Source organism: Paenibacillus sp. 1SOY10 (assembly GCF_056836745.1).
This window is the reverse complement of the sequence record NZ_JBXENK010000006.1, coordinates 117,703-142,559: the sequence shown is the minus strand read 5'-3', so window position 1 is coordinate 142,559 and position 24,857 is coordinate 117,703. Positions and strand designations below refer to the sequence as shown.

Annotated in this window: 23 protein-coding genes; 18 read left to right on the top strand and 5 right to left on the bottom strand. The window is 49.2% G+C overall.

The genetic code is table 11. The features are described 5' to 3' along the window. Positions 1–57: 57 nt before the first annotated feature. Both AC1VOR_RS15850 and AC1VOR_RS15845 read right to left on the bottom strand, forming a co-directional pair. Positions 58–654: an SLOG family protein gene (locus tag AC1VOR_RS15850; protein ID WP_482619108.1), complete on the bottom strand. Its 597-nt coding sequence runs from the start codon at positions 652–654 to the stop codon at positions 58–60. A 447-nt stretch (positions 655–1,101) separates the two neighbouring features. After that, the gene (locus AC1VOR_RS15845) at positions 1,102–1,872 is read right to left on the bottom strand and encodes a helix-turn-helix domain-containing protein (protein ID WP_482619106.1); all 771 of its coding nucleotides are present in this window, start codon (positions 1,870–1,872) and stop codon (positions 1,102–1,104) included. Positions 1,873–2,082: 210 nt separating this feature from the next. Here AC1VOR_RS15845 and AC1VOR_RS15840 point away from each other — a divergent pair, with 210 nt between their 5' ends. From AC1VOR_RS15840 to AC1VOR_RS15815, 6 genes are all read left to right on the top strand, one after another. Further along, positions 2,083–3,207 carry a BMP family ABC transporter substrate-binding protein gene (locus tag AC1VOR_RS15840; protein ID WP_482619104.1) on the top strand — a complete coding sequence of 375 codons (1,125 nt, stop codon included), beginning with the start codon at positions 2,083–2,085 and terminating at the stop codon, positions 3,205–3,207. A 123-nt stretch (positions 3,208–3,330) separates the two neighbouring features. Further along, positions 3,331–4,899: an ABC transporter ATP-binding protein gene (locus AC1VOR_RS15835; RefSeq protein WP_482619102.1), complete on the top strand. Its 1,569-nt coding sequence runs from the start codon at positions 3,331–3,333 to the stop codon at positions 4,897–4,899. Then, entirely contained in the window at positions 4,886–5,932 is a 1,047-nt protein-coding gene (locus AC1VOR_RS15830) for an ABC transporter permease (RefSeq protein ID WP_482619100.1), read from the top strand. Before AC1VOR_RS15835 ends, AC1VOR_RS15830 begins: the two co-directional genes overlap by 14 nt. Further along, a complete protein-coding gene (locus AC1VOR_RS15825; protein WP_482619098.1) occupies positions 5,929–6,876 on the top strand; it encodes an ABC transporter permease in 948 nt (315 codons plus the stop codon). Before AC1VOR_RS15830 ends, AC1VOR_RS15825 begins: the two co-directional genes overlap by 4 nt. A gap of 51 nt (positions 6,877–6,927) precedes the next feature. Further along, positions 6,928–7,884, top strand: a complete 957-nt coding sequence (locus tag AC1VOR_RS15820; RefSeq protein ID WP_482619096.1) for a nucleoside hydrolase — start codon at positions 6,928–6,930, stop codon at positions 7,882–7,884. A gap of 2 nt (positions 7,885–7,886) precedes the next feature. After that, entirely contained in the window at positions 7,887–9,275 is a 1,389-nt protein-coding gene (locus AC1VOR_RS15815) for an ADP-ribosylglycohydrolase family protein (RefSeq protein ID WP_482619094.1), read from the top strand. Positions 9,276–9,398: 123 nt separating this feature from the next. Here AC1VOR_RS15815 and AC1VOR_RS15810 read toward each other — a convergent pair whose 3' ends face one another. Continuing rightward, the gene (locus AC1VOR_RS15810; protein ID WP_482619093.1) at positions 9,399–9,914 is read right to left on the bottom strand and encodes a hypothetical protein; all 516 of its coding nucleotides are present in this window, start codon (positions 9,912–9,914) and stop codon (positions 9,399–9,401) included. A 181-nt stretch (positions 9,915–10,095) separates the two neighbouring features. Here AC1VOR_RS15810 and AC1VOR_RS15805 point away from each other — a divergent pair, with 181 nt between their 5' ends. After that, positions 10,096–11,085, top strand: a complete 990-nt coding sequence (locus tag AC1VOR_RS15805; RefSeq protein ID WP_482619091.1) for a Gfo/Idh/MocA family protein — start codon at positions 10,096–10,098, stop codon at positions 11,083–11,085. Between the two features lie 194 nt (positions 11,086–11,279). Here AC1VOR_RS15805 and AC1VOR_RS15800 read toward each other — a convergent pair whose 3' ends face one another. Beyond that, positions 11,280–11,501: a hypothetical protein gene (locus AC1VOR_RS15800; protein ID WP_482619089.1), complete on the bottom strand. Its 222-nt coding sequence runs from the start codon at positions 11,499–11,501 to the stop codon at positions 11,280–11,282. A 173-nt stretch (positions 11,502–11,674) separates the two neighbouring features. On the opposite strand from AC1VOR_RS15800, the gene AC1VOR_RS15795 reads away from it, so the two are divergent. The 6 genes from AC1VOR_RS15795 to AC1VOR_RS15770 all read left to right on the top strand — a co-directional run bounded on the left by AC1VOR_RS15795 (position 11,675) and on the right by AC1VOR_RS15770 (position 16,445). Then, positions 11,675–12,019: a hypothetical protein gene (locus AC1VOR_RS15795; protein ID WP_082673049.1), complete on the top strand. Its 345-nt coding sequence runs from the start codon at positions 11,675–11,677 to the stop codon at positions 12,017–12,019. Next, positions 11,968–12,189, top strand: a complete 222-nt coding sequence (locus AC1VOR_RS15790) for a helix-turn-helix domain-containing protein (protein ID WP_482619087.1) — start codon at positions 11,968–11,970, stop codon at positions 12,187–12,189. The genes AC1VOR_RS15795 and AC1VOR_RS15790 overlap by 52 nt, the downstream gene beginning before the upstream one ends. Before the next feature lie 199 nt (positions 12,190–12,388). Continuing rightward, a complete protein-coding gene (locus AC1VOR_RS15785; protein WP_482619085.1) occupies positions 12,389–13,855 on the top strand; it encodes a spore germination protein in 1,467 nt (488 codons plus the stop codon). Between the two features lie 47 nt (positions 13,856–13,902). Further along, positions 13,903–15,030: a GerAB/ArcD/ProY family transporter gene (locus AC1VOR_RS15780; RefSeq protein WP_482619083.1), complete on the top strand. Its 1,128-nt coding sequence runs from the start codon at positions 13,903–13,905 to the stop codon at positions 15,028–15,030. Further along, positions 15,027–16,217, top strand: coding sequence for a Ger(x)C family spore germination protein (locus AC1VOR_RS15775; RefSeq protein ID WP_482619081.1), 1,191 nt, complete (start codon positions 15,027–15,029; stop codon positions 16,215–16,217). Before AC1VOR_RS15780 ends, AC1VOR_RS15775 begins: the two co-directional genes overlap by 4 nt. 12 nt (positions 16,218–16,229) lie before the next feature. After that, complete coding sequence (locus AC1VOR_RS15770) at positions 16,230–16,445, top strand: hypothetical protein (protein WP_482619080.1); 216 nt, start codon at positions 16,230–16,232, stop codon at positions 16,443–16,445. Between the two features lie 95 nt (positions 16,446–16,540). Here AC1VOR_RS15770 and AC1VOR_RS15765 read toward each other — a convergent pair whose 3' ends face one another. Further along, the gene (locus AC1VOR_RS15765; RefSeq protein ID WP_482619079.1) at positions 16,541–17,212 is read right to left on the bottom strand and encodes a pectate lyase; all 672 of its coding nucleotides are present in this window, start codon (positions 17,210–17,212) and stop codon (positions 16,541–16,543) included. A gap of 258 nt (positions 17,213–17,470) precedes the next feature. On the opposite strand from AC1VOR_RS15765, the gene AC1VOR_RS15760 reads away from it, so the two are divergent. The 5 genes from AC1VOR_RS15760 (at position 17,471) to AC1VOR_RS15740 (ending at position 24,850) form a co-directional block, all read left to right on the top strand. Continuing rightward, a complete protein-coding gene (locus AC1VOR_RS15760; protein ID WP_482619078.1) occupies positions 17,471–18,496 on the top strand; it encodes a LacI family DNA-binding transcriptional regulator in 1,026 nt (341 codons plus the stop codon). A gap of 246 nt (positions 18,497–18,742) precedes the next feature. Further along, positions 18,743–20,146 carry an ABC transporter substrate-binding protein gene (locus AC1VOR_RS15755; protein WP_482619076.1) on the top strand — a complete coding sequence of 468 codons (1,404 nt, stop codon included), beginning with the start codon at positions 18,743–18,745 and terminating at the stop codon, positions 20,144–20,146. A gap of 131 nt (positions 20,147–20,277) precedes the next feature. Continuing rightward, positions 20,278–21,360 (top strand): carbohydrate ABC transporter permease, encoded by a 1,083-nt coding sequence (locus AC1VOR_RS15750; RefSeq protein ID WP_482619207.1) that lies wholly within the window; start codon positions 20,278–20,280, stop codon positions 21,358–21,360. Continuing rightward, positions 21,360–22,469, top strand: a complete 1,110-nt coding sequence (locus tag AC1VOR_RS15745; protein ID WP_482619074.1) for a carbohydrate ABC transporter permease — start codon at positions 21,360–21,362, stop codon at positions 22,467–22,469. The genes AC1VOR_RS15750 and AC1VOR_RS15745 overlap by 1 nt, the downstream gene beginning before the upstream one ends. Beyond that, positions 22,466–24,850, top strand: coding sequence for a glycoside hydrolase family 65 protein (locus AC1VOR_RS15740; RefSeq protein WP_482619073.1), 2,385 nt, complete (start codon positions 22,466–22,468; stop codon positions 24,848–24,850). The genes AC1VOR_RS15745 and AC1VOR_RS15740 overlap by 4 nt, the downstream gene beginning before the upstream one ends. Positions 24,851–24,857 lie beyond the last annotated feature (7 nt).

Below are 24,857 nucleotides of genomic sequence, written 5' to 3'. Positions count from 1 at the left end.
TGAAGCCAACAAGAGACCTGGAACTTCGCATCAGCGGGGTGTCAGGTCTTTTGTCGTTCAATTGTAACCGTAGGGGTCAACGTTGAAAGCCTCTTGTTCCTCATAAGCATTGGATTGCTCTTCATCTGCCAGGGATTGAATCTCTTCAGAGCTAATGTTGATATAGCCATAACCTTCCTCGGTTTGCTTCTTTAAGGCTCGCGCCTTCATATATTTTGGACTGGCTTCCCCAGCATCCTCATCATAAACGAGCAAGATTCCATCCGTCTTGCGAAACAGCAACTCATCCCGCGCCTTGAATTGCCAGGGTCCCTCATAACCCTCCTTACTAGTAGAAGCATAATGATCGACTTGACGTAGAATTTGGGCGTAATATTCCCGTTTCTCTTCGCTCCATTTCTCTTCCTGATGACTATATGCCGTAATGATAGAGCATTTTAGCTGAGGATATTGCTGCTTAAGAGCAAATACGGCTTCACAAGCCCATAGGTCAACGCCGTATTGTCCTGGTGTAATGACCCACTCCAGACCTTCTTCAACGAGTGGAATCAAGCGGTTAACTATGGCCTGACGTATATAGGGAATACCCTGATGTTTATGGTTGTATATGCCTAGCTCATGTGCGCGATAGCCGGTGACAAGGATATTTTTCAAAATAAGACTCCTTCGAATTAAAGCTTAAGCTCATTATACGCTATCCGAAGGAGATGGGCTGAATCATCGACGGTATTTGTTAGCGGTTACAAGAGTGCTGAGATTACTGGCCATGGATAGCGAAAAGGGTAAATATAGTGTAGAACAGCGCGTAAAATGTGCCTAACGCAATAATCCAAAGAAATGCGTTGCCATTCATTTTGTTGCCGGGCTTCCACATAGAGATCGCTCCTTTCCATCTCGCTAGCCTATAAAAGGTTTGTTCAAAAAGTCGTCTTCCCAAGACGAAGTTGTTCGAGACTTGAACTCTTACTCAATTGTGAACAATTTGTGTCTTATCTAATTATTGAACATTTTGTGTCTAAATTCAACCTTTTTTTGGATTTTGGACGAATAATTTTGAAAATAGGGGTTGACATCGTGGGGAAACAAAAGGACTGGCCGCTATTAAAGCGGGTCCAGTCCTTTGTTGTTCATTCTGAATTTACGAGGAGTTAGGCCAATTTCTCTTTTAAAAATACTGCAGAACTGCGCGTCGTTGACAAAGCCGGAGACAGCGGATACCTCTGAGATAGGCAATTGTGTATGTCGCAGTAATGATTTGGCATAGTCTAACCGTTTTAGCAAAAGATAACGGAGTGGAGAGTGTTGGTATCGCTCTTTGAACAAGTGCCTGAAGCGATCATAGCTATAGCCAGACAACTCGGACAGGCTGGAGATGGTCAATTTTTGCAGGTAATGCTCATCCATGTAATTGAGGACGTATTGCATACGATCCTCCGAAGGCAGAGTAGATAAGCCGTCATCCACATTTCTTAGTAAATGAACGATAATCTCACTAAGCTGAAGGTTCATCAGTTCGGAGAAGCCTTCGCGTTTTCGTTGGAATTCCAGCTTGATTCGCAGCAAAGTTTGCAGTACCGTGTGCTCTTTATCATCATCATACACTCCGGCCAGGGTGGACAGACGGGAATTGTCACATAGAAAACCGATGAATAGCACTTCTGGTTCTCCCTCCGGAATATGCTTTTCATCGTGTTTATATCCTGGGGGGATAATTGCAAAGGATGAGGGACGGTAGTGAAAATTTTTTGTTCCTATATTGGAGGAACCCGTGGCATTAATGTAATAAACAAGCTCGTAGCATTCATGCTGATGCGACGGGATTTGCGTATTAGGCTCATGAACAGTATTTACAATATAAAGCACACGATCCATAAAGCACCTCCTGTAAAAATGATTAGCCGAATCATATAAAAACATGACCGAAAGCTTATAATTATTTGTGCTTATTTTTGTTATGATCTTACCAATTAGACGGAAGTTTTACAACCGGACTAGCTATCATGTTCGGAAATAAGCCGCAATGGTCTAAAAAAACACCGTGATACACACACTTTTTTCGGAAATAGGAGCGATGAGAAGAAAATGAAAAAGAACGTTCTGTTTTTGCTGTTAACTGTAGTAATGGTATTGGTAACTGCGTGTGGAAGCAATGGTGGAAATCAGGCTTCAACAGGAAATAACAGCTCTGATGCAGCAGGCCAAAGTGACAAGCTAAAGGTCATTTTGCTCATTCCGGGAACATTAGGCGATAAATCCTTCTTTGATGCTGCGAATAATGGATTGAACAAAGTCAAGGAAGAGCTTGGTGCAACAACAAAAGTGGTGGAGATGGGAACGGACAAGACCAAATGGGAGCCAACCTATAATGATATCGCTGCTGAGGATTGGGATGTGATTATTTCCGGTGGCTCTGAAATTACAGAGATGTTCAATGCGATTGCCGAAGCAAATCCTGATAAAAAGTTTATCAATTACGATACGGATATCGAGGAAGCGCCCGCTAATGTCTATAGCATGACCTATGCGACCAATGAGGTTTCCTTCCTGGCCGGAGCTGCGGCTGCATATGCAACACAATCCGAAATGGAACATGCGAATGAAGATAATGTGATTGGCTTTGTGGGCGGCATGGATATTCCAGGCATTAACGCTTTCCTGGTTGGTTACATTCAAGGAGCACAATATGTGGACCCTGATGTGAAAGTCGCTGTATCTTATGCAGGTGATTTTGTGAATCCGGCGAAGGGCAAGGAATTGTCCCTCATCCAATATAACTCAGGGGTAGACATTATTTTCAACGTTGCTGGTGGTACGGGGCTTGGTATTTTTGATGCAGCTAAGGAAAAGAAGAAATATGCGATTGGCGTAGATTCTGATCAGGCCATGCTGTTGAAGGATACAGACCCTGAAAAAGCGAATTTGATTGTCACTTCAGCGATCAAAAAAATTGATTCAGCCATTCTGGGCGCAGTCAAGAAGCTGAGTGAAGGTACGCTGGAAATGGGTAAGCGTGATCGTCTCAGCTTTGAAGAAGATGGCGTGGGTATTGCGGAAAATGACATTTACACATCGACTTTCCCGGAAGAAATTCAGGCGAAGGTGGAAGAAGTGAAGCAAAAGCTGATTAATAATGAAATTGAAGTGGATAACGCTATGGGGATGGAGACCGCTGAGGTTGAAGCGATCCGGAATGCAGTTAAGCCTTAAGCAAACGAACAGCAGGCAGTCTTATCGCAGCAAGGAGCCCTTCGAAATGAGGGGCTTCAAGCTGCGTGTTTTTTAGAATTAGCTTGCTTGCCAAACTTCAAGTCGGGAGGGTGTAAATCTACAATGGAGACTCCTTTGCTGGAAATGCGCGGAATTACAAAGGTATATCCTAATGGAGTGGTTGCTAACCGTGATGTGAATTTTTCATTGCGTGCAGGAGAAATTCATGCGCTTGCAGGTGAGAACGGGGCAGGGAAATCAACCTTGATGAAAATGATCTTCGGTATGGAGGAGCCAAGTGAAGGCGACATTTATATCCGGGGGGAAAAGACAAGATTAGTATCGCCTCAGGATGCGATCGATCGGGGAATTGGCATGGTGCATCAGCACTTTATGCTGGTACCCTCCTTCACAGTGGCAGAAAATATGGTGCTGGGAATGGAGCCACGCAAAGGCTTGGGCATACATTATGCCGAGGCTGTTCGTATGACAGAGGAAACCGCGCGAAAATACAATTTGGCTGTTGATCCAAAGGCGAAGGTTGAAGATTTGTCGGTGGGGATGAAGCAAAAGGTTGAAATATTAAAAGCGTTGCTTCGGGGCGCTCAAATATTGATCCTGGATGAACCTACAGCCGTATTGACTCCGCAGGAGACAGAAGAATTGTTCCGTGAGCTACAGCAATTGAAGGAGCATGGCCATACCATCGTATTTATTTCGCACAAGCTGAAAGAAGTCAAAGCGATTTGTGATCGTATTACGATTTTGCGCGGAGGACGAAGCGAGGGAGTGTTTCAAACTTCGGAAGTGACGGAGCAGGAAATTTCCAAACTTATGGTAGGGCGCGATGTTGTATTGAAATACGATAAATCAAAGCTGGACATGCAAGCGCCTGTGCTAACGGTAGAGAATTTGAGTGTGAACGATTCGCAGGGCAGAGCACTATTGAATAATATAAGCTTTTCAGTCCATGGTGGACAAATTGTCGGTATAGCAGGTGTTGAAGGCAACGGACAACGAGAGCTGATGGATGTTCTAACAGGTGGACTTAAGGGTGGAGCAAGCAGTGGGACCGTTCGGGTTCAGGGCACTGAAATTCGGGAAGCCAACATTCTGACTATTCGGAATTTGGGTGTCTCTTATATACCGGAGGACCGGATGTCCCAAGGATCGGCAGGGGAAGCCAGTATATCTGACAACCTCATCTCAACTCATTATCGCTCCAAAACTTTAAATAATGGCGTTTTTCTTCGTGCTTCGAAAATAGCAAGCATGGCAACCGAACTTATTGAAGCTTTTAAAATACGTTGTTCAGGTCCGAAGCAGCCGATTGGCATGCTGTCGGGTGGCAATATGCAGAAGGTTGTTGTTGCCAGAGAATGCTCAGCGAATCCGAAGTTGCTGCTTGCAGAACAGCCTACACGTGGTGTAGATGTTGGAGCGGCACAGCTCATTCACGAGAAGCTGCTGGAACTTAGGGAGAACCAGGGGGCTATCGTGCTGGTATCCGCGGATTTGAATGAGGTGCTGGAAATTAGTGATCGTCTGCTGGTGATGTACGAAGGAGAAATTGTTGCGGATATGGAGGACCCCTCCAGCCTAAGTGAAGAGGAGTTAGGGCTTTACATGCTAGGGATTAAGCGGCAGGAGCCACAGCACATCAGGAGGACTATGAACGATGTTGAAGTCTAAATACTTTGAAGTGATCAGAACTACAGCGGTGATTCTGATTGCGCTGGCCATTGCATTTCTTATTATTGCACTGGTTAGCGAGAACCCGGTAAAAACAATTGCTATTTTCCTGTTTGAACCGCTTAATTCCGTGGGACATATCGGAAATGTGATTGAAATGGCGACTCCGCTGATGTTTACGGGCCTTGCCGTCTCCTTATTATTTCGCGCTAATATGTTCAACTTGGGTGCAGAGGGTATTTTCTACTTCTCGGGTGTAGTGGCGTCGGCTATTGCTATTCATTGGTCGCTTGGCGGTCTTATGCATCCTGTGGTTGCCATACTTGCCGGCTCAATTGTAGGTGCTATTTTATCTGCGATCCCAGGTATATTAAAGGCGAAGTGGAATGCAAATGAGCTGGTTACCTCCCTGATGTTCAACAATATTTTGTTCGGAATAGGACTGTACTTGTTGAATTATCAATTACGTGATGCCAAGGCATTTGCTAATGTGTCCTTCAAATTTGAGAAGACGGCCTTGCTGGACAAGCTGATTCCAGGCACACGGATTCACACGGGCTTGATCATTGTTCTAGGGCTTATCGTGCTTGCTCACTTCTTCCTGTACAAAACGAAATGGGGCTACGAGCTACGTATGACGGGGGCAAACCGTAGTTTTGCCCGTTACTCGGGAATGAAGACAGCCAAGGTCATTGTGCTTGTCCATCTCATTGCCGGCTTTATTGCCGGCATGGGTGGCTCTGTAGAGGTGCTCGGCATGTACACCCGCTTCCAATGGACCGCATTGCCTGGTTACGGGTTGGATGGTGCTCTTGTAGCGATGTTAGCCAAGAACAATCCCTTGTCTGTCATAGCCTCGGCCTTGTTCCTGGCTTATATCCGAATTGGCGCAGATCTCATGGCTCGATTGTCCGATGTCCCTGCTGAAATGATTTCTATTATTCAAGCTGTCATTATTTTATTGATCTCGGCAGAGCAATTCCTGAAGTTCTGGAAGAACCGGATGCTACTGAAGGAGGCGCGTGAAGCATGAACGGCTTGGATAGCTTGCTAAATGTTATTTTAACGACGGATTTTGCCTTTTCGGTGTTACGGGTCACTACGCCTATTTTATTCGCCGCGCTTGGGGCCTTGATTTCTAATCGTGCAGGGATTATCAATATCGGAATGGAAGGAATTATGCTCGTATCTGCTCTGGCAGGGGTTATCGTTAGCTCCTATACCCAAAGCGCCTGGATTGGCCTGCTAGGTGCTGTACTTGCCGGAACACTCATTGCGGGCCTGCTCGCCTTTTTCACCTTGAAATTCAAGACACACGTTATTCTTGGCGGTATCGCCATTAATATGTTTGCTTCTGGCGGTACGGTGTTTTTGCTCTATTTGCTAAGTGGCGATAAGGGCTCGTCCACGTCCTTGGCCAGCAAAGTGTTGCCTAGTGTGGATATCCCGATATTAAAAGACATTCCTGTGCTAGGACCTATTTTATCCGGGCACCACATTTTGACCTATGTGTCCATTGCTGCGGTATTCGCGGTTTATTATTTGCTCAAGCGTACTTCATTAGGCTTGCGCATCCGCTCGGTTGGCGAGAATTCGCATGCAGCTCAATCCGTAGGCGTCAGCGTTGTGAGAATTCAATATATAGCCTTGTTGCTTAGCGGTTTTTTTGCCGGATTAGGCGGGGCCTATATGTCGATGGGTTATCTGTCGTTATTTACAAGAGATATGATTGCCGGGCGGGGCTGGATTGCGATTGCGGCTGAATCGATGGGACGGAGTACCACGGTAGGTACAGCACTGACATCCTTACTATTTGGTGCGGCAGATGCGCTCGCCAATGCGTTCCAGGTGCTGAAAATTCCTGCGGAGCTGATCGCTACGCTACCTTATGCAGCAACCGTAATTGGGCTTATCCTGTATGCTGTATCGGAAACACGGAAGAAGAATCGGAAAGTAAAAAGCCCACTTGCTAAATGAACAGGCAAAGCTTATCAACAGGAAGAGAAATAGCGAGGAGCGTGAACATACATGGCAACACCCATAATCATTGATTGTGATCCAGGACATGATGACGCCATAGCGATACTGCTTGCTTATGCGCATCGGGATGTGCTCGACATACGCGGCATCACAACGGTAGGCGGCAATCAAATTCTAGATAAAATTACGGACAATGCGCTACGAATTCTTAGCTTCATTCAAGCGGATATCCCTGTAGCCAAAGGTGCAGCAGAGCCGTTGCTCGGCAAACTGGTCACTGGCGAAGAGGCCCATGGGGAATCCGGCATGGATGGCCCGGTGCTCCCCCCGGCTAGGTTTCGCCCTGTAGAACAGGGAGCAGTAGAGTTCATGGCCGATATCATCAGAGCCTCGGAGGAGAAGGTCACGCTTGTTCCGCTTGCTCCATTGACCAATATTGCCTTGCTAATTACCGCATACCCAGAGGTCAAGGACAAGATTGAGCGCATATCCTTGATGGGGGGCGGGCTATGCTACGGTAATGTCACCTCAACGGCAGAGTTCAATATTTACGTCGATCCGGAAGCGGCCAAAATTGTATATGAATCAGGGATTCCCATCACGATGAGTGGGCTGGATGTGACTGATAAGGCGGCCATTTTTGAAGAGGAAATTGAGGAATTGAAGCAGCGTGGTCCTGTTTCTAATCTGGTAGGGGAACTGCTTGATTTCTACTCTATTTATGGCAAGAAGATGGGCTATGTCGGCAACGCACTACATGATCCGTGTGCGGTGGCTTGGCTGCTTAGTCCTGAATTGTTTCAGTCGCGGCACCTGCACGTTACTATAGAGACCGAGGGTAAGCTGACGAGAGGGATGACCGTAGGTGATCAGCGGACAAAGCCCGATGGTGAGTCTAATGTTGAAGTCCTGGTTGACGTAGACCGTTCTGCATTTTTGAAGCTATTATTTGATGCACTGGCACGATTGGATCAACAATACCTCGCTACTGCAAAAGGGGTGTGACCATGGCAGGCTGGGAAAGATTACAGGAAATGATGGCGTTTGAGTTAATGCAGCGAAAGGAAGAAGGCTGCAATATAGCAGGATTTCAGGAGAAGCTTGAACTGGCTGGCGAGGATGAGAGCAGGCTGATGCAGTTTTACTTTGAGCTGATGCAGCTTCCGGTTGAGCCGGATTTTCCATTTCAGGAGCCCTCAACACTGGATGAAATCAGAAGCCTGCGTCCGGAAGGGCCAGCTCACAGACTGGAAGCAAACTGGAGCGAGGCACAGTGGCGGGACAAGTTCTACGGCGCCTGGCTTGGACGATCCGTAGGATGTGCGCTGGGGAAGCCGCTTGAATACTGGGATTACTTGTACGGCAAGGATGGTCGTCCGGGCTGGGAAAATATCGAGCTATGGTTCCGAGGAGCGGATGCCTGGCCTATTCGCGGGTATACGCCGGGACATTCCCGGGCGGCCAAGCAATATGGACTGGGCCTTAGTGATTGGTCCTATGTAAGCACATCGGACAAGATCAAATACATGGAAAGCGATGATGATCTCCGTTACACGATCCTTGGCTTATTATTGCTGGAGGAGAAGGGGCTGAACTTCGATTCATGGGATGTGGGCAAGCTGTGGCACAGCCGCTTGACCTATAGTCAGGTATGTACGGCAGAGACACAAGCTTATCTCAATTTTGCGCAGGAAACCTCTCATTTGCATGGAGACAAGCCGGCAGATTGGGATATGCGGCAAGAGCGTGTGCGGATGTATTTGAATCCTTATCGCGAATGGATTGGAGCTGCCATTCGTGTGGACGGTCTTGCCTATGGAGTGGCAGGGCGTCCGGAACTGGCGGCAGAGCTGGCTTATCGGGATGCTTCTTTTTCTCACGTGAAGAACGGCATTTATGCGGCCATGCTTAATGCAGCAATGATTTCCGCAGCCTTTGTGGAGCAGGATAATGAGAAATTGCTTGAAATCGGGCTCGGCCAAATTCCGCAGACAAGCCGTCTTGCAGCAGACGTCATTAAAGGAATTGAAATAGCACATAGCGCAAAAAGCGAACGTGAGTTGGTGAGCAAGATTTGGGAGGAATTCAGTCACTATGATGCCGTTCACAGCAATAATAACGCGGCCTTGGTGGCAGCCTCTCTCGTCTATGGGGGCAACGATTTTGAGAAGGCTGTTGTCACCTCTGTGTATGGAGGTATGGACACGGATTGCAACGGAGCCACCGTTGGCTCAATCATGGGGGCGAAGCTAGGTGCAGATCAATTGCCGACAAGCTGGACCGCACCGTTAAATGATACCCTTTATGCTGATTTGATCGGTTTTGATCCCATCCCGATCTCTGTTTGTGCAGAACGCAGTTATCAGGTGTTCCGGAAGCTGCAGCAAGAAGGTTAGAAGACCTCCTGAAGAATCGCTTAACTCATATGGCACATTCCATTAAGGTATTGTTAACCCGGCAGTGATGGTTTCACTGCCGGGTTACAATACCTTTTTATGCTTGATGCTCCATAATTGTTGTTAGCCCTTGTGAGGAGTGAAGCCTTCCTCGTTCAAATATTCCCCCGCTTCTTCGCGAGTCTCAAAGGCCATTTCCAAGCTTAACCCGGAGTAGATATACCATAAATCATCTTCATACTTGAGTGTCAGGGTTTCGCCCTTATCATTGACCCATAGGCCTCCAGTTCCCACCAGACCTACATGGGAGGAAGCTAGAGGAGCAGAAGGGGCAGCTTGGGCATTCTCGGGCGCATCCTCCCGCTCCAGCAGGGAAAGCATCGATGCCTTGACCAGGCCAAGCAATTCGGCTTCTTCAAAATCACGAATGTTAACGAGCCCTTTATCATCCGTATCCGGGTGTTGTAGAAGGCCGGCATATACGAATCCGTTGCCGTTAGGATGTAAGTGGTAGACCACGGTTTTTTTATCATAGGCGCTGTCTTCAAAATGAAAATTTACGCGTCCTAGCGAAACGTTACGGCGCTCCAAGTTCGGAATAGATTCCAGAATTTTTAGTTTTTGCTCAAACGTCAGCATATCTTCAACCTCTCAACCTCAAAATTGGCGTGCACAAGCAAATACACTCATCGATTATAACATAAAAGACCAGATCAACTGGACGGGATTTCCACACTGGACCGGAACGGTTATACTATAAGAGGTTGAACACGAACTATTAAGATGAGTGAATAAAAAGACGACTCAGAAGGAGGCAATCATGGCAGACACGAAAATCAAATGGGGTATTATGGCTGCAGGAGGAATCGCCGGACAATTTGTGGCGGATTTGGCCTATGCCAACAATGCAGAGGCTTTTGCTGTGGGCTCACGGAGCCTGGATAAGGCTCAGGCGTTCGCGGACAAATTCGGGATTTCCCGCGCATATGGCAGCTATGAGGAATTGCTTAATGATCCCGAAGTAGATGTTGTGTACGTAGCTACACCCCATCCTTATCATAAAGAGAATGTCTTGAGTGTACTGCGGGCGGGCAAGCCTGTTTTGTGCGAGAAGCCATTTACCATTAATGCTTCCGAATTAGAAGAAATGATCGGTTACGCTCGTGCGAACAAGCTGTTCCTGATGGAAGCGATGTGGACAAGATTTCTGCCACCGATTCGTAAAGTTCGCGAGTGGTTGGCAGAAGGCCGCATTGGGGAAGTTCGTTTGGTGAAGGCTGACTTTGGCTTCCGTGTAGGTTGGGACCCGGAAGGAAGACTGCTCAATCTTAAATTAGGGGGCGGGGCATTGCTTGATGCCGGCATCTATCCGATCTCCTTCGCTTCCATGGTGCTGGGGGCCAATCCCAAGCAGGTACAGAGTACGGCTCATCTTGGAGAGACGGGGGTCGACGAGCATTTCTCGGTGCTCTTAACCTATGAAAATGGTGTTACCGCTTCCTTGAACGGAGCCGTCCGCTTGGCAATCGGGAATGATGCTTACATTCACGGGACAAATGGGAAGATTCATGTTCCTAACTTCCTGAGCGCCAAAACTGCCACCCTCTATGTGGATGGCCAGGAAGCAGAGACATTTACGGATGATCGTGAAGCTAAAGGCTATGCCTTTGAAGCGGAAGCGGTAGGCGAGGCGCTCCGTGCCGGATTGAAGGAGTGCGAGGAAATATCGCTGGACGAGTCGTTGGCTATTATGCGTATCCTAGATCAGATTCGTGGACAGTGGGGACTCCGTTATCCTTCGGAAGCTTAAGTTTATATGAGTTGCAAAGCAAGGAACCTCCAGTCCACGTCATATTGTGGATCGGAAGGTTCCTTTTTTCTAATTCATTTCAAAAAAGACCGGATTTAGGTGTTCTAATGGGCAAGCCACCCGAATAAGTATAATTACGGAGCCTTTTTGGCCGTGTATTCGGTACAACCTTCCGGGCTTTTTTTCACAGTTTCCTAGATTTGCTTGCCAGAACTGGAGGGCGGGGACGTCCCCTGTCGATCTTCGCCGATGATGTTGTCAAGGCGTTGTATTTCTTCAGAAAGAGTTTGCAATGAAGCGTCAATCTTGCCCAATTTATCACCGACGGTTTGCAGCACGTATTTGATCAAGATGAAGCAAAGCGTAACCGGGAACCCTACATTGGTAACCAACGACACAATATCCGCTACCTGCATGCTTATGACCTCCTTGGATTGTATTGGGCCCTTCACTATATAGGGAAATGGAAGACAAGAAGTAACAACCATTTATTTGGAAAAATGTTATAATAATTACAAAAACAAGGTTGTTAAAGGCTCGTTTGATTTTCCCTATATATAGAAGATGAATTTGAAAGGGGGAGGTTGTTTTGAAAGAACATCATACCGTGTACGAGCAATATCAGAAGGAAGTGTACCGAATCGCTTGGAGAGTTCAATACAGAGCAAGGGCCGTAAGAAACCGGGAATGTTCATTCAATGGAATCGAGCCGTCCGTCACCTGCTTCACCTCATCTTCTGATAATAAAATCGTTGTAAGACAGATGATCAGTGCGCTTCCTTCCACGACGGGGCAAACCATCATATCTAAAATATACCTTCAGGATAAAACCGAGGGGGAAGTCGCCCGCGAGTTGAATATGAGTCAGCAAGGGGTGAACAAATGGAAACGAAAAATGATCAAAGAACTATCCCGAATGATGAAGAGTTCCTGAGCCTGCTAGCGAAGGCCAAGGAGAATGATCCCGATTCCATACTAGAGCTCATCGACTTGTTCAAAGGGGACATTTCGCATGTCAGCCAGTTTATCCATTCGTCACGAGAAGATGCGATGTCCGACATTATTGTGGAGTTTCTGGAGATGATTCGCGAGAAAGATAACTAATCCAAATATGAAAATAATGATATTTGCAAAGCTTTGAGGAACGTCTCATGGAAATGGGGCGTTCCTTTTAATATGTGTTCAAAAAGCCAGCTTTTCAGCACCATCACGTACATAAAGCTAATTAGTGTTGGATAAGATAGGGTTTACTGGATGAACTAACCTGAATCTCAGGTGCAAATAGGAAAGGGGCGGGATCGCTGTGAGGAGACGGACTGGAGGTAAGGGAGCCACGAAGGGAACACTAACAGGAGAACTGTCCACGGATACAGTGATGCTGCGCTCTGTATTTGAGGATTGCTCGGATATCGTGTTCCATTCTTTCCAAACGATGTGGGGAACCACCTTCTTGTGCGTATATTGCCTTGGGGTATGTGATACGGAGCGGCTGGAACGACAAGTATTGGCGCCTCTGGAAGCGGATGAGACGGGGCTTCTTGACTTTCCTGCGGAAGGCTCTTCCAGATACTTAAGGAATAGCCCACTGCAAGAGGCTCCAGTAGCCTCTTTGGAGGTCATTCAATCTGTTGAGCAGGCAATTCAAGGGATTTTGGATGGACATGCACTCGTGATCAAGGCGGGTGTCCCTAAGGGAGTATTGTATTCACTTCATAAGCCGGTGGGGCGTTCTCCGGAAGAACCGGCGGCGGAATCCACGGTTCGAGGTGCGCGCGATGGTTTTACCGAGTCACTGGAGATGAATTCCTCTCTGCTGCGTATGCGACTGAAGACACCGGCTTTCAAACAGCGGACACTGACGATTGGAAGCTACACAAACACCAAGGTGCTGCTGGTATATATAGACGGTGTGATTGAGTCCTCTCTGCTTGAGAAGGTCCAGGAACGTCTGCAGCATTTAAATATATCCAAGGTGCTGGAAAGTCAGAATATTGAGGAAGGTATTGTGGACCAGCGCTTCTCACCTTTTCCCCAAATGCTGGCTACCGAGCGGCCGGATGTCGTGGTGTCCAACCTGCTGGAAGGACGTTTTGCCATTTTAATTGATGGGACTCCCTTTAGTCTGATTGCGCCTGTTACCCTGTTTACGATGCTTCAATCCCCTGAGGATTACTATCAGAATATGTATATGAGCGTCTTTGTACGCTGGCTCAGATACCTGTTCTTTATGTTGTCTCTATTACTTCCCTCCGCTTATGTAGCTGTCACGACCTTTCATCAGGAGATGATTCCGACCGTGTTACTGCTAAGCATCGCCAGAGCTAGGGAGGAAATTCCGTTTCCAGCCTTGATTGAGGCTCTGATTATGGAGATTTCTTTCGAAGCACTGCGTGAAGCCGGCGTCAGACTGCCACGTCAGGTTGGCTCGGCTGTAAGTATTGTGGGTGCATTAATCATCGGGCAGGCGGCGACTTCTGCGGGAATCGTATCAGCCCCTATGATTATTATTGTCGCTATAACAGGGATTGCTTCATTTATGATTCCCCGGTATGCCATGAGTACATCGACTCGTTTGCTACGGTTCCCCATTATGCTGCTCGCTGGAACAATGGGATTGACCGGCGTCATGTTGGGACTGATCTTGATTGTTATTCACTTAAGCAGCCTTCGTTCGTTTGGTACACCTTATCTTGCCCCTGTCACACCTACCTCTGCCGAAGGCATGAAGGACGTGTGGTGGCGTTCTCCACCTTGGCGCAGAGCGCGCTGAAGCGGGCTGATGTTACTACTAGATATCTGGAAGGAGTGGCCGCAATCATGCTGAGTGATAAAGGGAAAATATCGTCGGTTCAGCTTGCCTATATGATGATTCCTGCTATTCTGGCTACGTCGATACTATCCATTCCAAGCCTGTCTGTTGGCTATGCTGGACACGATATGTGGATGACGCCTCTATTGGGCTCACTAGCGGGATTAATAACGATTGGTGTATCGCTGGGATTACAGCGCTTATACCCTGGGCATACACTCATTCAAGTCTGTAATGCGATCTTTGGACGATACATAGGCCGCGTGTTCGGATTTGTTTTTCTGTTCTATTTACCTCACTTAACCGGGCTGGTGATTCAAGTATATGGAAATTTCATCATTAGCAATGCCTTGCCGAAAACGCCTCTCATTGTCATTATGGGCTCCATGGTGCTGGTATGTGCTATTAATGTACGCCTAGGCATTGAGGTTGTGGGCCGCACGTCTCAGGTGTTTGTTACTGTATTTTTCGTGTTGCTCGGGTTGACCTTCGTTCTGTTGATTCGAGAGCTTGACCCTGCTGAGCTGCTTCCATTTATGGAAAACGGGGTGCTGTCCATTGCCAAGGGGAGCTTGGCCCCTGCGGCTTGGTTCAGCGAATATATCATGTTGGCTTTTCTTCTTCCCTTCATTAATGATCATAGCCATACAACGAAGACCTTGCTGGGGTCATGGCTGCTTGTGGTCATTGCGATGATTATTACGAATTTGTTCTGCCTGCTGCTTATGGGGGACTTGACGGACAGCTTCACCTTTCCCGTGATGATTGCTGCTCGTTATATTACCATAGCCGATTTTATGCAGCATATTGAAGCCGTTATTATTGCGATTTGGATATTTGGTATTTTTGTGAAAATATCAGTTTTCCTTTATGCCTTTGTTTCCTCTACAGCGGAATGGTTTGGCTTGAAGGATTATCGTCCACTTGTATTTCCGGCTTCGGTGCTTTGTATAGGGTATGCCTATTGGGTCACGACGGGCAAGCAAGGAGCGGATAGTCTGATTCGTGCCTCTTCTAATATTTATACGCTCATGTTCCTGCTAGTAATTCCTGCTGTGCTATACGGGATTGCCGGGATCAAGCGAGTTTGGGGGAATAGCAGGAAAGGGGCGAGGGCAAAAGGAGGTTCGGCATGATGACAGGACGTGGGCTCGCCCGGATCGTACTACTCCCTCTTTTGACCAGTTCCTTGCTGCTTGGCGGCTGCTGGGACCGCAATGAGATTAATGATTTAGCCATTGTACTGGCAACGGGAGTAGATAGGACTGAGGGCGAGGTTGAGCTAGCTGCGCAAATTTTTGTTCCCCGTGGAGGGGCAGGCGAGGGGGGAGGCCCGGAACAAAGTGCAAGCGGAGTTACACTGATTCGGACAGCGAAGGGGACTACCATTGCAGAGGCCCTGAATCGATTGCAACGGCAGGTGTCGAGGGAAATGTTCTGGGGTCATTGCGAGGTCATCGTTATTAGTGAAGAAGCAGGGCAGCAAGGACTACGGGAATATATCGATTTTTTTCTGCGATATCCTCAATTTCGTGAGCATGCCTACGTATTTTCCAGTAAAGGGAAAGCCAAGGAGCTGTTAGCCTTGCTTGATCCACTGGAACGAAATTCTGCTGAATCCTTACGGGAGATGGCGATCCTGGGCTTGGGGGCGCGTGTGACTGTACTGGACCTGGCCAAAGGAATCAAGGGGCCAAGTGAAACAGTCATCTTATCGCGGTTGTTAGTCTCTCCTTCAACGCATACCGAGCAAAGCTCCATCGTCAACTCCCCGACGGTTAATGGTCTGAGTCTGTATAACCGAGGTTATTATGTCAAAACCGTTAAGGAACCCTTGAGTCTTGGAGTTCTCATGCTGGCCAATGAGTTGAACAATATTATTATGCAAGTGGAGGTGGAGGGGATTCCGGGGATTTTCTCGGTTCGTCCTCATAAAATTGAAGCCAGGTTAAAGCCTAGCATCAAAGCAGGCAAGTGGAGCATGGCGATCAATATAGAGATGAAGGGGGAGGTTGTGTTGAACACGACGGATGCTTCGCTTGCGGAACAGCAGGTAATGGCAGCAGTCGAGCAGGCCTGGGAAGAGGACATGAAGCTTTCGGCAGAACAAGCGATCCAATTAGCTCAAGATGAGCTACACGCCGATTTATTCCAATTTGCGGTGAAGTTCCGCAGGCAGTATCCAAGACAATGGAAGGCGCAGCAGGCGCAGTGGGACGATATCTTCTCCAAGCTGGAGGTGGAAGTGACGGCCCATTCCAAAATTACGGGTAGTGGAAAATCAACCTCGCCTCAAGGAATACCAGGCAGTGAGAACAAATGACCGAGGTGTGATATGAAGATTGCATACGCTATAAGCGTCTTACTGTTGTCTGGGGGAATAGGTTATGGGGAGTGGCGCGCAAGCAAGGAGAAGAAAGCTCAAATGGTTGCAGTGGGCATGATGTCAATTGCAGCTATCCTGGCTATCGCCTTGATCTTTTTCCCTGATTTGCCGGGTCCAACACAACTGGTCTTGCTATTATTCGGCTGGCTGGACAAGTATTTGTAGACTATAGGTTCAATAACAGAAATGAACAGGAATGGCGGCAAGAGAGTAGCTCTCTGATCCGCCATTCCTTTGTTAGCGTTAACAATTATGGGGTGTTAGTATTTCGTATTGCCGGACTGGCTGGTATTACCGGACGCAAAACCTTTGAAGAGTGTCGGTACATTATGATATCGGGTGTTTGTGATTTTGGCCGTGCTTGATTTGCTGTCTGTTCTGAAAATGGAGTCCTTCACATCCGAAATATCCGAATTGTCGAGCGTGAAGTTGACTTTGTAAGAGGTACCGCCATTTTGCCGAGCCAGCTTGCCGATGTCCTTGGCCTTGAAGTTCTTAATGTTGATCGTGCCTGCCGCGTTTGCCTGGAACACTTTGTCGTAGGCTTTGTAGGCTCCACCACCGGTAATATTCACCGTGCCGGAGGACTTAAGGGTCAGCGCATCCTCGCCGACATCAAGCCAGGTGACATTCGTAATCGTACCATTTCCATAGACATGCACGCCGTCAGCCCCGGGAGCACCGATATTCACATTCTTCAAGGTCGCATTGTTTTCCAGCTTGAAGATCGGCTTTTGACCTTCAGCCTGACTGCCATCGCCCAAGGCTTTCGGATCGGCAACATAGGTTTGACCTTTACCGTCGAACGTCTCCCCGGCTTTCACTACAATCGTTTTGTTAACGACAATAGGAGAGGCCGCATCCACTTGCGTAACTCCTGACAGCGCTACCAGCAAAACACCGGATAAAATAATGCCCAATACCTTTTTCAAAACATACCGTCCCTTCGTTAGATCATATTTTTGGCGGATAACAGTTGCGCGTGGCCATCGTCCACCATGACGGATGCGCCCGGATGTGCACCTCTGGGATACACCCAAATCAAACATATTCGGATTATTTAACAATATAACTATGAAATGGAATATTGTGTATTTAATTAATCTGTAAGCGCTTAAAATAGTCATTGAATTTCCATCTTTTCCTTGTTATAATCACATTGAAAAGCTTTTCAAACAAAGGAATGAACTATGACGAAGACAAAACCTACCATTAGGGATGTAGCAAGAAGAGCAGGGGTCTCCATTAGTACGGTCTCGCGCGTGATGAACGCTCCGGACACGGTGGTGGAGAGTAAGCGGTCAAGAGTGCTGGATGCGATTAGTGAGTTGAATTACCAGCCTAACGCCTTTGCCCGTGGACTAATCTATAAGAAGTCTTATACCCTGGGGTTGCTCATTCCCGATATCGAGAACATGTATTACGCGGGCATGATTCGCGGAATGCAGGAGGCCTGCAATAAGCTCGGCTATAGCCTGATGATTTGCAATACCGACCGCGACAAAGAGCGTCTGCTATCCTACATCGATACGTTCCATGAGAAGCAGGTGGACGGTATTGTGTTCGCCAGCGACAAGATGTACCCGGAGTATTATGAGAAGCTGATCGGCTGCCGTATTCCGTTCGTGATGGTATCTTCTCATTCCGACGAGTATGACATTCCTTGCGTGGAGGTGGATGATGAAGCTGCGGCTTACGATGCTGCTGCATATTTGATTGAACTTGGGCACCGACAAATCGGGATGATCGGCTTCAACCACGATAACTCTATTGCTGGTCCACCTCGTTATGCCGGCTTTGTTCGCGCCATGAATGAATATGGCTTGACAGACAATATTGTCAATACGAAGTATGCCAGCCATTACTTCGAGCATGCCTATGAGGCGGCACATGAATTGTTCAGTGAAAGGCCTGAGCTGACTGCGATTTTTTGTGTAGCCGACGAATTTGCGATGGGCACCATTTCTTATCTTAAGGATCGAAATATTCTGGTACCCGGGCAGGTGTCCGTCATCGGCTTCGATAATCACAGAATGGCAGGGATGTACATTCCCAAACTCACCACGATCTCACAACCAATCTACGATCTGGGCTTTCGTGCGGCAGAGAAGCTACACGAACTGCTGACGACCGGCGAGATACAAACACCCCGAGAAATTCTTCAGCATAAGCTTGTTGTCCGCGAATCTACGCGGGAGAGAGCCACGACCAATTAGCACTAGGATCACTATGTCTATCGCCGTATATAACAATATCAAGCTCACTCTGAAAAGCTTTTCAGAGTATTTAAAACATTTGGCTGCGATGCGCGTATCTTTATTTCTCCTCTAAATGTAACCGCATACAAAAGGAATTAAGGTATCGTAAACCTGTTAAGGGGGTGATCTGTCCGTATCTTTGCTGTTCAGTCCAACCTTTCAAGTATGCACTTATTTATAAAATCGAAGGGGATGTAGAGGTCTATGAAAAAAAGATCCAAGATTGCTTCACTGCTGCTGGTCAGCGGGTTGTCGTTTACAATGCTGCTTAGTGCATGTGGTGGGGGCAATAATGCCGTCAACGACCCGGCGCCACCGGCTAACAATAATACAGCAGAGCAAGGTGAGAATAATGGCGGGGCTACCCCGACGGGGTCAGCACTGGATTTGGCGCTTCAAGGTGAGTACAAGGGAACTACGGTCACGATGTTCGGTCCGTTCGTGGATGCTGACCAGGTCAAATTCGAGACCAGCATTAAGGAGTTCGAAGAGAAGACCGGAATCGATATTCAATATGAGGGCTCCAAGGAATTTGAAGCAACCATTAACGTGCGTGTGGACGGAGGCAACGCTCCGGATATTGCCGACTTCCCGCAGCCGGGACTGCTGGCTGCTGTAGCCAAGACAGGGAAGGTCATCGACCTGAATGGGATTCTGGATCAGGAGAAGCTGAAGGCCAACTACAACCAGAGCTGGCTGGACATGGGGACGATGGAAGGCAAGGATGGAGAGATCATGGCCGGAATCTGGAACCGCAGTAATGTGAAGAGTCTGGTCTGGTATCCGAAGAAGCAATTTGAGGAAGCCGGTTATACCATTCCACAGACTTGGGATGAAATGATGGAGCTGACGGAGCAGATCGCCAAGGACGGAGATGCAGCCTGGGCTATTGGCATCGAGAGTGGGGCAGCCACAGGCTGGCCAGCAACAGACTGGGTAGAGGACATTATGCTGCGTACGACTTCACCGGAAAATTATGATAAATGGGTAGCTGGCGAGCTTCCGTTTAATTCACCTGAAGTGAAGCATGCGATTGAAGTGATGTCTGAAATCTGGATGAACCCGGATTATGTGTACGGTGGAACCAAGTCGATTGTAACCACGGCATTTGGGGATTCCCCGACACCGATGTTCGACAACCCTCCGAAGGTATGGCTGCATCGGCAGGCTAACTTCATTACCAGCTTTTTCCCGGAAACCGCGAAGGTTGACGAGGATTACGCCTGGTTCTACTTGCCGCCGATTGATGAGCAATATGGTAAGCCGGTGCTTGTAGCCGGGGATATTTACGCCATGTTCAACGATCGTCCTGAGGTTCGGGCGGTTATGGAATTCTTCACGACCGGTGAATCCATTAAGACCTGGGTACAGTCCGGCGGGGTTATCGCTCCTATGAATGATGCTTCGCTTGACTGGTATGCTTCTGAATCGGATCGCCGCATGGCAGAGCTTGTGCAGAATGCTTCTACGCTGCGCTTTGACGGTTCTGACTTGATGCCGGGCAAGGTGGGCGCGGGGACATTCTGGAAAGGAATAACCGATTACGTCAGCGGAACAGCGACGTTGGACGAAGCGCTTGATCAAATTCAAGGGGGCTGGAGCAATTAGCTCTCTTCGTTCGATAGCTGCAAGTTAAGTCATGCTGGGGCGCGTGGGCCGATCTTGTTCATCCGGCAACTCGCGCCCTCTTTATTTGCAAGATTTCTTTATTCTGAAAGTACGTTTGAGGAGGGGTCATGATGAGTGCAGAGGCCAAGCAAACCGTAAGTTTTCGGGCCGTCCTCTTATCCCTGGCCGTGCTGCTGGCGAATATCGCCGGGCATGGACTAATCTTTCGCTTTTTTCGCGATTCTACGTTAAATCCATTATTAACGGCTATATGCGCTGTACTATGGGGTGTGGTTGGTGTTTACTTGCTGTATTACAGCTTCACCTGGGCGGTGGAGCAATATCCGCAGCAGGTGCGCCGGAGAGTGCTTCCGTATATTTTCATTGGACCGGCCGTCATTCTGTTAGGCTGGTTGCTCGTGTTGCCGGCGGTTCGCACGTTGTATTTAAGCTTCTTCAACGCTTCCTCGGAGCAGTTCGTCGGGCTGGCCAACTATGCCGCGGTCTTCACCGACAAGTTGATGGCCACGGCGTTGCGCAACAATTTGCTCTGGGTGTTTGTAGGCACGTTAGCTTGCGTTGCGCTAGGTCTGCTGATTGCCATTTTGGCCGATCGCAGCAGCTATGAACGAATTGCCAAGTCGATTATTTTCATGCCGATGGCAATTTCCTTTGTGGCCGCAGGCGTTATCTGGAAGTTCGTCTATTATTACCAGCCGGGTGATCAGCAGATCGGGTTACTCAACGCCATTGTAACTGCTTTTGGCGGAGAGGCTCAGGCCTGGACCAGCATGCTGCAGCCTTGGAACAACTTCTTCCTGATTCTGATTCTGATTTGGATGCAAACGGGGTTTGCCATGGTTATTTTCTCCGCGGCAATCAAAGGGGTACCGGAGGATATTCTGGAAGCGGCGCGAGTCGACGGGGCTGGGGAAATTCGTATTTTCTTCCGTATTATTATCCCGTTTATCTCCACGACCATTTTGACGGTGACGACAACCATTATTGTTTTTACCCTGAAAATTTTCGATGTCGTTATGGTTATGACCGGCGGGCAATACGGTACCGAGGTAGTAGCTACGCAGTTCTATCGGCAATTTTTCATGTACCGCAACTTCGGTTATGGCTCGACGTTGGCTATTGTCTTGCTGATCGCCGTGTTGCCGGTCATTATCATTAATCTGCGGCAGTTCCGCAAGCAGGGGGGATTCTAATGGCTGCATCCAATCCGGCCAAGAAGGTCAGATCACGTAAACGTGGCAAGCTGATCGTCAATTTGGCTTTGGGGTTCATCTGCTTCCTATGGCTCATCCCAACGGTGGGACTATTTGTGTCCTCCTTCCGTCCGGCTGCGGATATTTTACAGACCGGTTGGTGGAACGCCTTCCCTCACCGGGAATGGACAAATGCAGAGACGCTTCAGCTCTCCAAGGAAATGGATCTGCGCGAGCCGATTGAGGTTCAAGGTCAAACCTATAGTGATGAGCAATTGCGCGCTGGCGTGGTTGTGGATGGGGAACGGCTGATTTGGGAGAATCGCCGTGCTCGGACCCTGAACGTGCAGGACCGGGGCTGGGAGATTGTTCCTGACCTGACGCTGGACAATTACAAGAATGTATTGTCTGGCAAGGAATATAAGCTCAAGCTGGCGGATGGCAGCGAGTCGGTGCAGAAGGGCAGCGGCTTGTCCCAGGCCTTCTGGAATACGCTGACGATTGCTGTGCCGGCAACGGTAATCCCGGTGCTGATTGCTTCTTTTGCCGCCTATGCCTTTGCCTGGCTGCGGTTCCCCGGACGGCGAACCTTGTTTGTCATTATCATCGCCATGCTGGTCATTCCCTTGCAGGTGGCGTTGATCCCGGTGCTCAAGGATTTTACCGCCTTGGGACTAAGCGGCAGCTACTTGGGGATATGGCTGGCTCATAGTGCCTTTGGTCTGCCGTTAGTGACGTATTTCATGTATAACTTTATCAGCCAATTGCCCAAGGACTTGTTCGAATCGGCCTTTATCGACGGGGCTAGCCACTTTACCATCTTCTCACGGCTCATTCTTCCCTTGTCGGTACCGGCGCTTGCCTCCATCGGCATTTTCCAATTCCTGTGGGTGTGGAATGATTATCTCGTATCGTTGATCTTTATCGGAAATCAGCCGAGCGTACAAGTCATGTCCATGAAGATTGCCGATTTGGTTGGTTCTCGCGGCAATGACTGGCATTTGTTGACGTCTGCTGCTTTCATCTCGATGCTGATGCCGCTGGCGATCTTCTTCCTCCTGCAAAAGTATTTTGTCAGAGGGTTGATGGGAGGTTCAGTCAAGGGATGAATCAGAAGAATACGCAGGTGCAAGAGCCTCAGACCAGACTACACTCCCCGCGGGAATGGAGTCTGGTGGAGGATGCCCCTAGTAGTGATATGGACAATCAACGCAGTGAAAGCTTGTTCTCGCTAGGGAATGGCTATATCGGGATGCGGGGGCAATACGAGGAAGGATATAATGGCCGGGAAGGAACCACGGTTCGGGGCTGTTATCTGAACGGATTCTATGACTCTGCGCCGATTCATTATCCGGAAGGAGCCTATGGCTATCCGAGCGAGGGCCACGCCATGCTGAATGTGACGGATGCAAGCATGATGGAGCTTAGGGTTGAAGGGGAGCCCTTCCAGCTCCATCATGGGAAGATCCACTTCTACAAGAGAGTGTTGCATATGCAGAGCGGACTGCTACACCGTCTGGTGGAATGGGAGTCCCCTGCCGGACATCGGATATTGATTCATATCCGGCGTCTGGTGTCGCTGCCGCACAAGCATCTGGCAGCGATAGATTATGAGATCACGCCGCTGAACTTCGATGGCGTGATCGAGCTGCGCTCGGCGATGAACGGGGAGATCGCCGAAGCATCCGGGCCGGCGCCCGGCGGCGGGGACCCGCGCCTCGGGGCGCGCCGCGCGGAGCCCAGCCTCCTGTATGAGGAGGCTGGAAGCGACGGCCACGGCGGCGGCTGGCTCAGGCAGCGCACGCGGCACAGCCGCTTCGCGCTGCTCACGGCGATGAGCCATCGGCTCACGCTGCCGCCGTCCCGGCAGTGCAGCCCGTCGGAGTCCCGCGACGGGCAAGTGCTGTCGGTGCAGTACCGCGTGCGGCTGCACCGGGGAGAGACCGCTTCGCTCAGCAAATATATCAGCTACCATACTTCCCGGGATTACCGGGAAGAGGAGCTGATGGAGCGAAGCAGAGAGGCGCTGCGCCTGGCCGAGGAGCTTGGCTTCGAGGGTCTGGCGGCGCAGCAGCATGCCTGGCTGGACGCGTTCTGGGAGCGCGCCGACGTGGAGATCAAGGGCGCCCCCGCGCTCCAGCAGGGTCTACGGTTCAACGCGTTTGGCCTGCTGCAATCGGCCGGACGCGATGGTCACACCAGCATGGCGGCCAAGGGGCTGACCGGTGAAGGGTATGAAGGGCATTATTTCTGGGATACGGAAATGTATGTGCTACCCTTCTTCACCTTCACCCAGCCGGAGACCGCCCGGGCGCTGCTAGAGTTTCGCTGCCGCACGCTGGACCAGGCCCGGCAGCGGGCGGCAGAGATGTCGCAGCGGGGAGCGCTGTATCCGTGGCGGACGATCAACGGGCAAGAGAATTCTGCCTTCTTCCCGGCGGGCACCGCCCAGGCCCATATTAACGCCGACATAGCCTTCGGGCTGCGGCAATATGTTCAGGCCACCGGAGATGTAGAGTTCCTGGTGCATCATGCCGCTGAGATGTTGTTCGAAACGGCGCGGTTCTGGGCCGATCTCGGCCATTACAATCCAGCCAAGGGCGGAGCCTTTTGTATCGATGCCGTGACCGGGCCTGACGAGTATACGGCAATCGTGAACAATAACGCCTATACAAACCTGATGGCCCGGGAGCATCTGAATTACGCCTATACAGCGGCGGTTCTGATGCGTGAGCAGTATCCCCAGCAATATGCCCAAGTGGGGAAGAAGATGGGACTTATGCAGGAGGAAGAGGAGGGCTGGCGCAAGGCAGCGGAACGAATGTACATTCCGAGGGATGAGCATTTGGGGATTATCGCTCAGGATGATACATTTTTGTCCAAGAAGCCTTGGGACTTCGCGGGTACACCGCCTGAGAAATATCCGCTCCTGCTTCATTATCATCCACTCGTAATTTATCGCCATCAGGTGCTTAAGCAAGCGGATGTGGTGATGGCGTTGTTCTTAATGGGAGACCAGTTCTCTTTGGATGAAAAGATCCGTAATTACCGCTATTATGATCCGTTAACGACCCATGATTCTTCCTTGTCGCCTTGCATTCATAGCATCGTGGCCACTGAGATTGGGGATATGGCCGCGGCCTATGATTACTTTGGCCGCACGGTAAGAATGGATCTGGATGATGTGAACGGCAACGCGAAGGACGGGCTGCATACGGCAGCGATGGCCGGTTCGTGGATGGCAGTAGTAAATGGGTTTGCTGGCATGCGCCTGGAGGGGGGATTGCCAGGCTTTCGCCCGTCACTGCCTCCGGAGTGGGAGAGCTGCCGCTTCAGGATCATGAATCGTGGACGGTTACTGGAGGTATTCTTTGATCAGGAGCAAGCTGTGTATACTCTGGTAGAAGGGGACGAGCTGGAATTCAAGCATGAGGGTCAGCCGTTGGTAGTACGGGCGGGCGTACCTGTATGGCAGCCGCTCACCCGCTAATATACCA